Annotated in this window: 8 protein-coding genes and 1 pseudogene; 6 read left to right on the top strand and 3 right to left on the bottom strand. The window is 63.2% G+C overall.

The features are described 5' to 3' along the window. The 4 genes and pseudogenes from ACLD1X_RS22610 to ACLD1X_RS22595 all read left to right on the top strand — a co-directional run bounded on the left by ACLD1X_RS22610 (position 1) and on the right by ACLD1X_RS22595 (position 2910). Entirely contained in the window at positions 1-1266 is a 1266-nt protein-coding gene (locus tag ACLD1X_RS22610; protein WP_429371431.1) for an ABC transporter permease, read from the top strand. Between the two features lie 11 nt (positions 1267-1277). Then, positions 1278-1796: a DUF3299 domain-containing protein gene (locus ACLD1X_RS22605; RefSeq protein ID WP_007970150.1), complete on the top strand. Its 519-nt coding sequence runs from the start codon at positions 1278-1280 to the stop codon at positions 1794-1796. A 28-nt stretch (positions 1797-1824) separates the two neighbouring features. Next, positions 1825-2004: pseudogene (locus ACLD1X_RS22600) on the top strand (hypothetical protein); the annotation flags it as partial. Positions 2005-2211: 207 nt separating this feature from the next. Beyond that, positions 2212-2910, top strand: coding sequence for an OmpW/AlkL family protein (locus ACLD1X_RS22595; protein ID WP_429371428.1), 699 nt, complete (start codon positions 2212-2214; stop codon positions 2908-2910). A gap of 180 nt (positions 2911-3090) precedes the next feature. On the opposite strand, the gene ACLD1X_RS22590 is transcribed toward ACLD1X_RS22595, so the two are convergent. Together ACLD1X_RS22590 and ACLD1X_RS22585 are read right to left on the bottom strand one after the other, a co-directional pair. Further along, entirely contained in the window at positions 3091-4020 is a 930-nt protein-coding gene (locus ACLD1X_RS22590; protein WP_429371426.1) for an NAD-dependent epimerase/dehydratase family protein, read from the bottom strand. Beyond that, a complete protein-coding gene (locus ACLD1X_RS22585; RefSeq protein WP_008018175.1) occupies positions 4013-4897 on the bottom strand; it encodes a sugar nucleotide-binding protein in 885 nt (294 codons plus the stop codon). The genes ACLD1X_RS22590 and ACLD1X_RS22585 overlap by 8 nt, the downstream gene beginning before the upstream one ends. A 324-nt stretch (positions 4898-5221) precedes the next feature. Between ACLD1X_RS22585 and ACLD1X_RS22580 the strand changes: the two genes are divergently transcribed. Further along, the gene (locus tag ACLD1X_RS22580; RefSeq protein WP_429371424.1) at positions 5222-9538 is read left to right on the top strand and encodes an Lhr family helicase; all 4317 of its coding nucleotides are present in this window, start codon (positions 5222-5224) and stop codon (positions 9536-9538) included. 150 nt (positions 9539-9688) lie between these two features. Here ACLD1X_RS22580 and ACLD1X_RS22575 read toward each other — a convergent pair whose 3' ends face one another. Further along, positions 9689-11818, bottom strand: a complete 2130-nt coding sequence (locus ACLD1X_RS22575) for a mechanosensitive ion channel family protein (protein ID WP_429371422.1) — start codon at positions 11816-11818, stop codon at positions 9689-9691. 230 nt (positions 11819-12048) lie between these two features. Between ACLD1X_RS22575 and ACLD1X_RS22570 the strand changes: the two genes are divergently transcribed. Next, positions 12049-13260, top strand: coding sequence for an MFS transporter (locus tag ACLD1X_RS22570; protein ID WP_429371420.1), 1212 nt, complete (start codon positions 12049-12051; stop codon positions 13258-13260). The last annotated feature ends 94 nt before the right edge of the window (positions 13261-13354 follow it).

The raw sequence follows: 13354 nt of genomic DNA, 5'->3' as shown, positions 1-13354 counted from the left end.
ATGTATTTGTTTCGTCTAGCCATGGCCAGCCTGGCTAACCGCCGCTTCACCGCGATCCTCACGGCGTTCGCCATCGCCCTGTCGGTGTGCCTGCTGCTGGCGGTGGAGCGCGTGCGCACCGAAGCCAAGGCCAGTTTCGCCAGCACCATCAGCGGCACCGACCTGATCGTCGGCGCCCGCTCCGGCTCGGTGAACCTGTTGTTGTATTCGGTGTTCCGCATCGGCAACGCCACCAACAACATCCGCTGGGACAGCTTCGAGCACTTCGCCAACAACCCGAAAGTGAAATGGGCCATCCCGATGTCCCTCGGCGACTCCCATCGCGGCTACCGGGTGATGGGCACCACCGAAGCCTACTTCGAGCATTACCAGTACGGACGCCAGCAACACCTGGAGCTGGCCGATGGCCGGGCCTTCGCCACCGACCCGTTCGAAGTGGTGCTCGGTGCCGAAGTGGCCGAGGCACTGCATTACAAACTCGGCGACAAACTGGTACTGGCCCACGGCGTGGCGGCAATCAGCCTGGTCAAGCACGACGACAAGCCGTTCACCGTGGTCGGCATTCTCAAGCGCACCGGCACCCCGGTGGACCGCACGCTGCACATCAGCCTTGGCGGCATGGAAGCGATTCACATCGACTGGCATAACGGCGTACCGGCCCGGGGCGAGGGTCGCATCACCGCCGATCAGGCGCGCAACATGGACCTCACGCCGCAAGCGATCACCGCGTTCATGCTCGGTCTGAACAACAAGATTTCGACCTTTGCCCTGCAACGGGAAATCAACGAGTTCCGCGGCGAGCCGATGCTGGCGATCCTGCCGGGCGTGGCGTTGCAAGAGCTGTGGAGCCTGATGGGCACGGCAGAAAAAGCCTTGTTCGTGGTCTCGTTGTTTGTGGTGCTGACCGGATTGATCGGCATGCTGACGGCCATTCTCACCAGCCTCAACGAACGCCGCCGGGAAATGGCGATCCTGCGTTCGGTGGGTGCACGACCGTGGCATATCGCGACGCTGTTGGTGCTCGAAGCCTTTGCCCTGGCGCTGTCAGGCGTGATCGCCGGTGTGGCGTTGCTGTATGTGTGCATCGCCGCGGCCCAGGGTTATGTGCAAGCCAACTACGGCCTGTTCCTGCCGCTGTCCTGGCCAAGCGAGTATGAATGGACGCTGCTCGGTGGCATCCTGATCGCCGCGCTGCTGATGGGCAGCGTGCCGGCCTGGCGCGCCTATCGCCAATCCCTGGCCGATGGCCTGTCGATCCGTTTATGAGGACGTTGAAAATGCCCCGCGCTGTACTTGCGCTGTTGATGCTGGTCGCCCTGCCCTTGTGGGCCGCCCAGCCGCGAGACCTGACCTGGTCGGAGATGATCCCGCCGGATGCGCCGAAAGAAGTGCCGAACATGACGCCACTACACGACCTGTCGCAGATGAGCAATGCCCTGTCGGCCGAGTCGGCACCGGCCGCCAAGCAGGACCTGCCCAACGCGCCGGTGGTCAAGACCCTCGATGGCCAGAACATTCGCTTGCCCGGCTACATCGTGCCGCTGGAAGTGAGCGAGGAAGGACGCACCACGGAGTTCCTGCTGGTGCCGTACTTCGGCGCCTGCATCCACGTACCGCCACCACCGTCGAACCAGATCGTGCACGTCAAGAGCGAGGTCGGCGTGAAGCTCGACGAGCTGTATCAGCCGTACTGGATCGAAGGCGCGCTGCAGGTCAAGGCATCCACCAGTGAGCTGGCGGATGCCGGGTATCAGATGGAGGCGGACAAGATTTATCTGTATGAGCTGCCGGAGTGAAGCCGGTGGCTTTGTGTTGTTAGAANGCTTCACGCTGCTGGCGTTTGACATCCCGGCCGGGCAAGCGGCGGCCTACTATCCGGAAGTGAACCCGCTGGTGCCGCTGGAAAGCATCGGCGATGGCAGCCATACGCCAACATCGAAATTCGTGGCGATCCGCCTGGAAGCGGCAAGCGAGACCGGGTTGATCATGGCCAGGTCTGCGTAACACGTCGTTTGATCTGGCCTCTTCGCGAGCAAGCCCGCTCCCACATTGGAATGCGTTCCCCTGTGGGAGCGGGCTTGCTCGCGAAGAGGCCCTCGAAATCGCTACAAAACCCAATCCTTCCCACTTTCCTTGAGCTGCATCAAAAGACCGAATAGTTAGCCGGCTTACCATTGGACATCAAAATTTTTAACGTCCTCTGGAGCCCCCATGAACAAGTCCACGCTCAGCGCTTCGCTGCTTGCCCTCGCGCTCGCGGCCCCGCTCGCCCACGCCCACGAGGCCGGTGACATCATCCTTCGGGCGGGCGCCATCACCGTCAACCCGAAGGCCGACAGCTCCAGCGTGAAGGTCGATCAGGGTCCGCTGGCCGGCACCGACCTGGGCGGCAAGGCGACCATGGACAGCGACACGCAGCTGGGCCTGAACTTCGCTTACATGATCACCAACAACTGGGGGATCGAACTGCTCGCGGCCACCCCGTTCGAGCATGACGTGCAACTCAAAGGCACCGCCCTGCCTGCCGCCAACGGCAAACTCGGCTCCCTCAAACACCTGCCGCCGACCCTGAGCGTGGTCTACTACCCGCTGGATTCGAAGTCGGCCTTCCAGCCGTACGTCGGCGCCGGCATCAATTACACCTGGATCTACGACGAAAGCCTGAGCAGTGAAGCCAAGTCCGCCGGCTTCAGCAACTTCAAGGCTGAGAACACCTGGGGTCTGGCCTGGCAGGTGGGTGCCGACTACATGCTGACCGACCATGTCATGCTCAACGCCCAGGTGCGCTACATCGACATCGATACCCGTGCCACCGTCGAAAACAACTCGATTGCACCGGGCACTCGCGCCAAGGTCAACGTCGACGTCGATCCGTTCGTGTACATGGTTGGCCTGGGCTACAAGTTCTAAAGAACGTTCACGTGGTGGTGAATGAGGCTTGGTGGTGATCAGATTTAAAATTGACGACGACTGCTGCGCAGTCGATCGGGGGCAAGCCCCCTCGCCACAGGTATTGCGTTCGCTTTAACGCAAATTCCGGCCACAAAAAAGGCGCCAGTCAAAGGCGCCTTTTTTGTATCTGCAAGATCCTCAGCGCCCCAGCAACCGCGCCAGCCCCACACGCATCGGTGTCTGCTCCGAGGTCGTGAAGCGTTCCAAAAGACGCCGGTTGTTCGCCCGTGAATGACGAATGTCACCGGAGCGCGCCGGGCCGTAGCTCACCGGTGGCAGCTTGCCGACCACGGCTTCGAGCGCTTCGAGCATTTGCTTGAGGGTCGTCGCCTGGTTCCAGCCAACGTTGACCGCACCGACTTCGACCCGAGGCTGCTCGATGGCCTGCACCAGCAAGTCGACCAGGTCCTCGACGTAGACAAAATCCCGGGTCTGTTCGCCATCGCCGAACACGGTGATCGGCAGGCCCTTTTGCGCTCGCTCGCTGAAAATGCTGATCACCCCGGAATACGGCGATGACGGATCCTGGCGCGGGCCGAAGATGTTGAAGAAGCGGAAAATCACCGGCTCCAGCGCATGTTGGCGGCGGTAGAAATCGAAGTAGTGCTCGCTGGCCAGTTTGTCCGCCGCATAGGGCGTCAGTGGCGCTTTAGGCGTGTCTTCGTCGATCGACTCGCCCTCGCCATTGTTGCCGTACACCGCCGCGCTGGAGGCAAACAGCACGCGCTTGACCCCGGTCTGACGCATGGCTTCGCAGACATTCAGCGTACCGATGAAATTGCTCTGGTGGGTTTTCACCGGATCGTCCACCGAGGCCTGCACCGAGGCCACGGCCGCCAGATGCGCCACGGCGCTGCAGCCGGCCATCGCCTGGGTAACCAACGCCGCATCGGCCACGTCGCCGACGATCAGCTCGACCTTGGGATTGTCCAGCGGCAGATTGCTGCGCTTGCCGGTGGACAGGTCATCGAGAATCCGCACCGAATGGCCCTTGGCAAGCAGGGCGTCAGTCAAGTGCGAACCAATGAAACCGGCACCACCGGTGATCAAAACGGGGCCGTCAGCCATGGCGATAGAACCTGTCCAGTAGCGCGGGAAGCGCCGCACGCCAGGCGCGCGGCTTGATCCCGAAGGTGTGCAGAATTTTCTTGCAGGCCAATACCGCGTGCTGCGGCTCTTCGGCAGCATCCGGGCGTGCGGCGTGGGCCTGGGCGGTCGGGGCTTCGATGGCCAGCGGATGCAGGCTGCGGGCTTCGGTCAGAATCGCCTGCCCCAGCGCCAGCGGCGTGGTCGCCTCATGCCCGGCGTAGTGGTAGGTGCCCCACAGCGGCGCGGCGCAATCGAGTTGCTTGAGCACTGAAATGATCACGCGGGCGGCATCATCGACTGGCGTCGGATTGCCGCGCCGGTCGTCGGCCATCAGCAGTTCTTCGGGTTGTTCGGCACGGGCGAGGAAGCGGCCAAGGGTGCCGTCCGGACTGTCGTCCAGCAGCCAGCCAAAACGCAACAGCACGTGTTGCGGGCAGGTGGCGCGAACGCTTTGTTCGATGCGCCACAGTGCCTGGCCACGCAGGCCCAGTGGCACGGGTTCGTCTTTCTCGCTGTAGGCCGTGGCGCGGGAGCCGTCGAACACGCGATAACTGGAAGGTTGCAGCAGAACGATGTTGTGGTGCTGGCACAGTTCCGCCAGACGCTCGATCGCACGCTCCTGGCCAGCCAGGCGCTGTTCGCTCACCGCCTCCGCCTGAAACCAGTCGAAATAGTAGGCAAGGTTGATCAATGCATCGGGACGGGTGTCGTCGAGCAGTTGTGTCAGGCTCGCGGCATCCCAGCCGTCTTGCGGCGGGCGGGGGGCGAGGAAGCCGATGTCTTCCTCCGCACCGAGGCGAATCAGCGCCTGCCCAAGGGCATTTCCGCCGCCCAGTAACATAAGGCGCATTCGCATAGAGTCAGCAGGCCCAGTCTGATTGAAACAATGGCTTTATCGACACCGCGCCCGGGCGATGTCGTTGGTAATTGCCGGAATCGTTGCATTTTGCGGGTTTAGTGCGCAACCGTCATCCGTAAAGTGTAGATCCGTGGGATTTGTGGTGCTGCTACTGGCCCCTTCGCGGGCAAGCCCGCTCCCACAGTATCCCTGTCGTTCACAAATTTTATGTTCACAGAAAATCACTGTGGGAGCGGGCTTGCCCGCGAAGAGGCCCTGAGGGCCGCTAGAGATCCCCGAGTGGTACTTGCATCTTGCGCCCCCACCCGCCTAACTTGCTGCATGAACCTGCCCATCCCCGCAGACAGTGCCCTGAGCGGCTTTCACCCCGCCGTCAGCGCCTGGTTCAGCCACACATTCGCAGCGGTCACCGCCGCCCAGGCCCGGGCGTGGCCGTTGATCCGCCAGCAGCGCTCGACCCTGATCGCCGCGCCCACCGGCTCCGGCAAGACCCTCACCGCCTTTCTCGCCGTCATCGACGACCTGGTGCATCGCGGCCTGGAATCCGCCGACGGCCTGCCCGACGCCACGCTGGTGGTCTACGTCTCGCCGCTCAAGGCGCTGTCCAACGACATCCAGATCAACCTGCAAAACCCGCTGGCCGGCATAACCGAGCAATTGCGCCTGATGGGCCTGCCCGAATTGCAGATCACCACGGCCGTGCGCACCGGCGACACACCACAAAAAGATCGCTCGGCGATGCGCAAGACGGCACCGCACATTCTGGTGACCACGCCGGAATCGCTGTACGTATTGCTCGGTTCCGACTCCGGTCGGCAGATGCTCGGCACCACACAGACGGTGATCATCGACGAAATCCACGCCATGGCCGCCAACAAACGCGGCAGCCATCTGACACTGAGCCTTGAACGCCTGCAGGCATTGTGCGCGCAACCACTGCTGCGCATCGGTCTGTCGGCCACGCAAAAACCCATCGAAGCCGTCTCGCGCTTCCTTGTCGGTCGCGAGCGTCCGTGCGAGATCGTCGACATCGGCCACGCCCGCCCCCGCGACCTGGACATCGAAGTGCCGCCCGTGCCGCTGTCGGCAGTGATGGCCAACGATGTCTGGGAGCTGGTCTACGACCGCCTCGCCGCCCTCGCCCGGGAACACAGGACCACGCTGATATTCGTCAACACACGGCGCCTGGCCGAGCGCCTGAGCCGGCACCTGAGTGAACGCCTGGGCAAGGACGCCGTGGCCGCCCACCACGGCAGCCTGGCCAAGGAGTTTCGCCTGGACGCCGAACAGCGACTCAAGCGCGGCGACCTGCAAGTGCTGATCGCCACGGCGTCGCTGGAACTGGGCATCGATATCGGCGACGTCGACCTGGTGTGCCAGATCGCCTCGCCACGTTCGATTGCCGGGTTTGTGCAACGGGTCGGCCGCTCCGGGCACCAGGTCGGCGGTACGCCCAAGGGCCGTCTGTTCGCCACCACCCGCGACGACCTGATCGAATGCGCCGCGCTGCTCGACTGCGTGCGCCGGGGTGAACTCGATACCTTGCTGATCCCGCAAGCGCCGCTGGACGTGCTGGCACAACAGATCATCGCCGAGGTCAGTTGCCAGGAGTGGCCGGAACAGGCGCTGCTGGAGATGCTGCGCCGCGCCTCGCCCTATGCCGGGCTCGACGACAAGCACTACCAGGCGCTGCTGCACATGCTCTCCGAGGGTTACAACGGGCGCCAGGGCATGCGTAGCGCCTACCTGCACCGCGACGCCGTGAGCCGCACCCTGCGCGGTCGCCGGGGCGCAAAACTGACGGCGGTGACCAGTGGCGGGACCATTCCGGACAACGCCGACTACAGCGTGCTGCTGGAACCTCAAGGGCTGAACATCGGCACCATCAACGAAGACTTCGCCGTGGAAAGCATCGCCGGGGATGTCTTCCAGTTGGGCAATACGTCCTATCGGATCCTGCGCGTGGAAACCGGCAAGGTGCGGGTCGAGGATGCCCAGGGCCAGCCACCGACCATTCCGTTCTGGCTCGGCGAAGCGCCGGGGCGCAGTGCCGAATTGTCCTCGGCGGTGGCACGCTTGCAGGCACAGCTCGACGACCTGCTGGGGGCAGCGCCTGGCAACTTGCAGCCAGCCCTCGACTGGCTGACCGACACTCTGGGCCTGAACCTCGCCAGCGCCGGACAACTGGTGGACTACCTGGCCCGTGCACGGCAAACGCTGGGCGCCCTGCCATCACAGGACACGCTGTTGATGGAGCGCTTTTTCGATGAGTCCGGCGGCACCCAACTGATCATTCACACGCCGTTCGGCAGTCGCATCAACCGCGCCTGGGGCCTGGCCCTGCGCAAGCGTTTCTGTCGCACCTTCAATTTCGAATTGCAGGCCGCCGCCAGCGAAGACGCCATCGTGCTGTCGCTGTCCACCAGCCACAGCTTTGAACTGGACGATGTCTGGCGCTACCTGCACAGCAACAGCGCCGAGCACCTGCTGGTTCAAGCCGTGCTCGACGCACCGCTGTTCGGCGTGCGCTGGCGCTGGAATGCCGGGGTGGCCCTGGCGCTGCCGCGCTACAGCGGCGGGCGCAAAGTCCCGCCGCAGATCCAGCGGATGAAAAGCGAAGACCTGATCGCCAGCGTGTTTCCCGACCAGATCGCCTGCGTGGAAAACCTCGCCGGCGAACGGGAGATTCCCGACCATCCGCTGGTAGAGCAAACCCTCGACGACTGCCTGCACGATGCCATGGACAGTGAAGGCTGGCTGGCCTTGTTGCGGCGCATGGAACGCGGCGACATTCGCCTGATCAGCCGCGACTTGCCGGCACCCTCACCGCTGGCGGCAGAGATTCTCAGCGCCCGGCCCTATACCTTTCTCGACGATGCGCCGCTGGAGGAGCGCCGCACCCAGGCGGTGCTCAATCGCCGCTGGAGCGACCCGCAATCCACCGACGACCTCGGCGCGCTGGACGCCGAAGCGATTGCCGCCGTACGCGACGAAGCCTGGCCGGCGCCCTCCGGTGTCGATGAAATGCACGAAGCCTTGATGAGTCTGGCGTGCATCTGCGATGCCGAGGCCAGCGCCAATCCGCAATGGCTCGACTGGCTCGATAGCCTGGCCGACAGCGAACGCGCCAGCCGTATGCAGATCAACGCCGGGCAATCGTTGTGGCTGGCGCTGGAGCGCCTGACCTGCTTGCGGGCGATTTATCCACAGGCTGAAATGACGCCCCCGCTGCAAGCGCTGCCGGACTTCGATGAAACCTGGACAGCCGAGGACGCCGCACTCGAACTGATCCGCGCACGGCTCAGCGCCTTCGGACCGCTCCCACTCATTTCCATTGCCGAACCACTCGGCTTGCCCGCCGCGCAGGTCAATCAAGCCCTGGCGCAACTGGAACGCGAAGGCTACGTGCTGCGCGGCCGCTTCACCCCGGGCACCACTCAGGAAGAATGGTGCGAGCGACATTTGCTGGCGCGGATCCATCGCTACACGGTCAAGCGTCTGCGTCGGGAAATCGAACCGGTGGCCTTGCAGGATTTCATGCGATTCCTGTTCGACTGGCAGCACGTGTCGACTGCAAGCCAGGGCCAGGGCGCGGCGGTATTGCCAGCCGTCATCGCACAATTCGAAGGCTACCCTGCCGCCGCTTCAGCCTGGGACAGCGACATCCTGCCGGTACGCATCAAGGACTACTCGGCGTCCTGGCTGGATGAGTTGTGCCGCAACGGCAAACTGGTCTGGACGCGCCTGACGGCGCACAACAAAGGCGCCAGCACCGCGCTGCGCAGCACGCCGATTGTATTGCTGCCACGCAACCGGGTCGGCCTCTGGAGCGGCCTGGCCGAACAGACACCGGTCAGTGAACTGTCGCCGAAAACGCAAAAGGTCCACACCGCCCTCACCCGGCACGGCGCGCTGTTTTTCGATGAGCTGGTCCACGAAGCTCATCTGCTGCGTTCGGAACTGGAAATCGCCCTGCAGGAACTGGTGGGCGCCGGGCTGGTGAATGCCGACAGCTTCGCCGGGTTGCGCGCACTGATCACCCCGGCCAGCAAGCGCCAGCCGCGCAACAGTCGACGTGGGCGCGGAGCATTCATTGGCGGCATGGACGACGCCGGGCGCTGGGCCCTGTTGCGACGAACGCCTGCCGTGCCGCTGGGGGAAAACCAGCGTCCCGCGCCAGCACCGGCCGAAACGCTGGAACACATCGCCATGACCTTGCTGCGCCGCTACGGCGTGGTGTTCTGGCGCTTGCTGGAACGAGAGGCGGACTGGCTGCCGAACTGGCGCGAATTGCTGCGTACGTTCCATCGCCTGGAGGCTCGCGGCGAGATTCGTGGCGGACGCTTTGTCAGCGGCCTGGCGGGTGAGCAATTCGCCTTGCCCGAGGCGATTCCATTGTTGCGGGAGGTACGGCGCAAACCTCATGACGGCAGCCTGGTTGCGGTATGCGGGGTCGATCCGCTGAACCTCGCCGGCACGCTGTTGCCGGGTGCGAAGGTGCCGGCAGTGGCGAGCAATCGGCTGGTGTATCGCGACGGGTTGCCGGTCGCTGCCGAGATTGCCGGCAAGCAGCATTTTTGGCTGGAGATGGATCAGCAGGCCATGGCTGAAGTGCATAGCAAACTGATCAGGCATTGATGTTGTCTGGTCTGGCCTCATCGCGGGCAAGCCCGCTCCCACAGGATCAGTGTTTGACCACAAATCTGTAGCTCACCGAGTCCACTGTGGGAGCGGGCTTGCCCGCGAAGAGGCCCTGACAGTCGATGAAGAACTCCAGGGCATTGCCCATCACTGCGACCGCGACCGATCCGGCATCAGCACCGCCGAATGATCCGGCTCATGCACGGCATCCGGTGGTGGCTCGACCGGATGCCTTGGCACCAGCGCCTGTTGTGGATAAGTTTGCGCGAAATGCACCCACGGGCAGTTATCCACAAGCTTTTTAAGGCGCTGGTTGAAGGCCCGGCTCACGGCATACTGGCCACCGGACACCGTGCGGAATTGCGCGGTCAGCACCACGCCGTTGAGGTCCATCTTGTCGACGCCAAACACATCCAGCGGCCCTTGCAGGTTGTAGCGCAGGAACGCGTCGCTGCTGATGGAATGCCCGGCTTCACGGATCAGTTCGATGGCCTTGTCGACATCGGTGTCATAGGTGAATTGCACCGAGAAATACGCATAGGCGAATTGCCGCGACTGGTTGGTCACGGCCTTGATCTGCCCGAACGGCACCGAGTGCACGAAGCCCTTGCCGTCGCGCAGGCGCAAGGTGCGGATGGTCAGCCCTTCGACCGTGCCGGCATGCCCGGAATCCAGCACCACCCAGTCGCCGATGGACAGGGTGTCTTCGATGATGATGAACAGCCCGGTAATCACGTCCTGCACCAGTTGCTGGGAGCCGAAACCGATTGCCAGGCCGATGACCCCGGCACCGGCCAGGAACGGTGCGACGTTGATCCCAAGGTTGGCCATGGTGGTGATCGCGCAAATCACCACCAGGATGATTTTGATCGCGTTGCGCAGCAGTGGCAGGATGGTTTTCACCCGCGTACTGGGCTGGCGCGCCGAGCGCTTGTTGGCCGGTGGTTTCAACGCTTCCTGAATCGCCGTGTCGAGCACCACCCAGACCATCCAGGTCACCAGCAGAATCAGGCCAATGTGGCTCAGGGAATCACTGATCGCCCTGCCCACGGCATTGCTTACCGCGAACTCGAACAACGAAACGCCCCAGATCCGTCCGAGGATATCGATGAACACGATGGCCATGCCGATGCGCAGCAAGGCATGGGACAAGTTGAGAAAACGCTCCTTGTAGGCGCCACTGCGGCGCAAGTCCGCTGCACTGCGCGCCTTGAACAGATGGTGCAGCGTGGTGCTGAGAAACACCGTGGCAATCAGCAATATCGTGGTGAACAAGGCGCTGCGCATCACTCTCTGGTTGTCCGCCCCGGCACCGATCAGGTTGATGATCGAAACCAGTACCATCAACAGAATCGGCCAATACCAAAGCCCGGAAAATATCCGCAGGGTTTCACGCAATGCCGGCTGACCGAGACGCTGGGCCAGCGGCAGGATGCGGATCACATGGGCCACCGGACGACGCATGCGGATCACCAGCAAGCCGAAGGAGATCGACGCCGCCAACCCGGTGAACACGGCGATGCTGCTGGTGAGATTGTTGCCCAGTTGATGGGCGATCTGCGGACTGGTCAGGGCATCGCTCAAGGCCACCAGAAAGCCGATGCCGAACAGCGGTCGCGGGCTGTGCTGTCGAATGATCTGCACCGCCCGCCGCTTGTGCCCGGCATTGAACACCACCACCAGCGACATTACCAATGACGCGGCAAAGATCCCGGCACTGGTGGCATAGGCAAAACACAACGCCAGCGCCCGACCGGCCGAGAATGGCAAAAACTGGCTGGCATAGATCGTCAGCGGCAGGCTGACCACCGCCGGAATGGAATAGGGCAATACATAGCCGAGCAGAGCCTGGCCACGTTCGCGGCTGAGCAGCAGGCGATGCGCGCAAAGGCGTTTGGCCAACCACCGCCCAAGCAGCCAAAGACAGGAAAACACGGCCGCCCACACGCAGGTCAACAGCAGGAAATCGCCGGCGACGCTCCAGGCCGAACGGGCCGAAGGCTGATTGACCAACTGATCCACTTCATCGGCCGCGCGGTCGGCACGCAGGCGCCAGGTGTCGACCAGATTCTGGTTTAGATCAAGCCTGGACTGGACCTCGTCGATGCTTGAACTGATGGCCCCCAGTAATCCGCCCTGCACCAGCGGCTCGGGGTGTGCCGGTGGCGTCGCGGCGGTCGCGGCGGCCGGCAGCCCCGGTATCGCGGCGGCTTCCAGTTGTTCGCTGCCCAGAAACAGTAATGCCCCCAGCAGTATCGCGGTCTTGAGCCTGATCAAAGCACCCGCTCCTTTGCCTGTGTCTGTAAGGAACTGATCGAGAAATACCGTGCAAGTTCGGCTATTGCCCGCAGATAGCAGGATGACAATGCCTTTCTGTGGCACAGATTAGCACCCGCGTTCGCGATCTTTGCGCCCAAGGCAAATATCAAATGTCCATCCCTGTATTTTTCCCCACAACCCCAACCCCGACACTGCGCTCCATCGAATCAATCTCCGGAGTTGCAGACATGCCCATTGCCTTGCTCGCGCTGACCCTCAGCGCCTTTGCCATCGGGACGACCGAGTTCGTCATCGTTGGCCTGTTACCCACCATTGGCGCCGACCTCGGCGTCAGCCTGCCCTCCGCCGGCCTGCTGGTCAGCCTGTATGCCCTTGGCGTTGCCGTCGGTGCCCCGGTGCTGACCGCCCTCACCGGCAAGGTTCCGCGCAAGTTGCTGCTGTTGTCGCTGATGGTGCTGTTCACCCTCGGCAATCTGCTGGCGTGGCAAGCACCGAGCTACGAGTCGTTGATCCTCGCGCGGATCGTCACCGGCCTGGCCCATGGGGTGTTTTTCTCGATCGGCTCGACCATCGCCACCAGTCTAGTGCCGAAGGAAAAAGCCGCCAGCGCGATCGCCATCATGTTCACCGGCCTGACCGTGGCGCTGGTCACCGGCGTGCCGCTGGGGACATTCATCGGCCAGCATTTCGGCTGGCGTGAAACCTTCCTCGCCGTTTCGGCATTGGGTGTGATCGCCTTCGTTGGCAGCCTGATCTACGTGCCGAACAACATCGCCCACAGCAAACCCGCCTCGTTGTTGCAGCAATTGCAGGTACTCAAGCAACCGCGCCTGTTGCTGGTATATGCCATGACGGCCGTCGGCTACGGTGGATCGTTCATCGCCTTTACCTTCCTCGCGCCGATTCTCCAGGACCTTTCCGGTTTCAGCGCCAGCACCGTCAGCCTGGTGTTGCTGGTCTACGGCGTCTCCGTGGCCGTCGGCAACATCTGGGGCGGCAAGCTGGCGGACAAACGCGGCCCGATCAGCGCCCTGAAATTCATTTTTGCCCTGCTCGCCACCGTGTTGTTCGTGCTGACCTTCACCGCCGGCAATCCGTGGCTCGCACTGGCCACCGTGCTGGTCTGGGGCGCTGTGGCCTTCGGCAACGTACCGGGATTGCAGGTGTACGTGGTGCGGCAGGCCGAGCATCACACCCCGCAGGCCGTGGACGTGGCATCCGGCCTGAACATCGCGGCATTCAACCTCGGCATTGCCGGCGGCGCGTGGGGCGGTGGCCTGATCGTCGCCCACATGGGGCTGATTCACACCGCATGGATCGGCGGCCTGGTGGTGTTGCTGGCGCTGGCATTGACCGCGTGGAGTGGCCGTCTTGATCGACTCGGCCCGGTGTTCGCCGAACCGGCTGACGGCTCTGCCCGCATTATCACGGGCCACTAATACACCCTGTGGGAGCGAGCAGGCTCGCTCCCACATTGAATCTGTAGTGATGCGTTGACGGTGTACCGTCCGTAGCCCCATCGAAACTTTCGCC

It is taken from the genome of Pseudomonas sp. 18173, from assembly GCF_050432945.1.
Taxonomy (GTDB): domain Bacteria; phylum Pseudomonadota; class Gammaproteobacteria; order Pseudomonadales; family Pseudomonadaceae; genus Aquipseudomonas.
The sequence above is the reverse complement of the archived record's forward strand: the minus strand, read 5'-3'. Positions and strand labels throughout refer to the sequence as shown.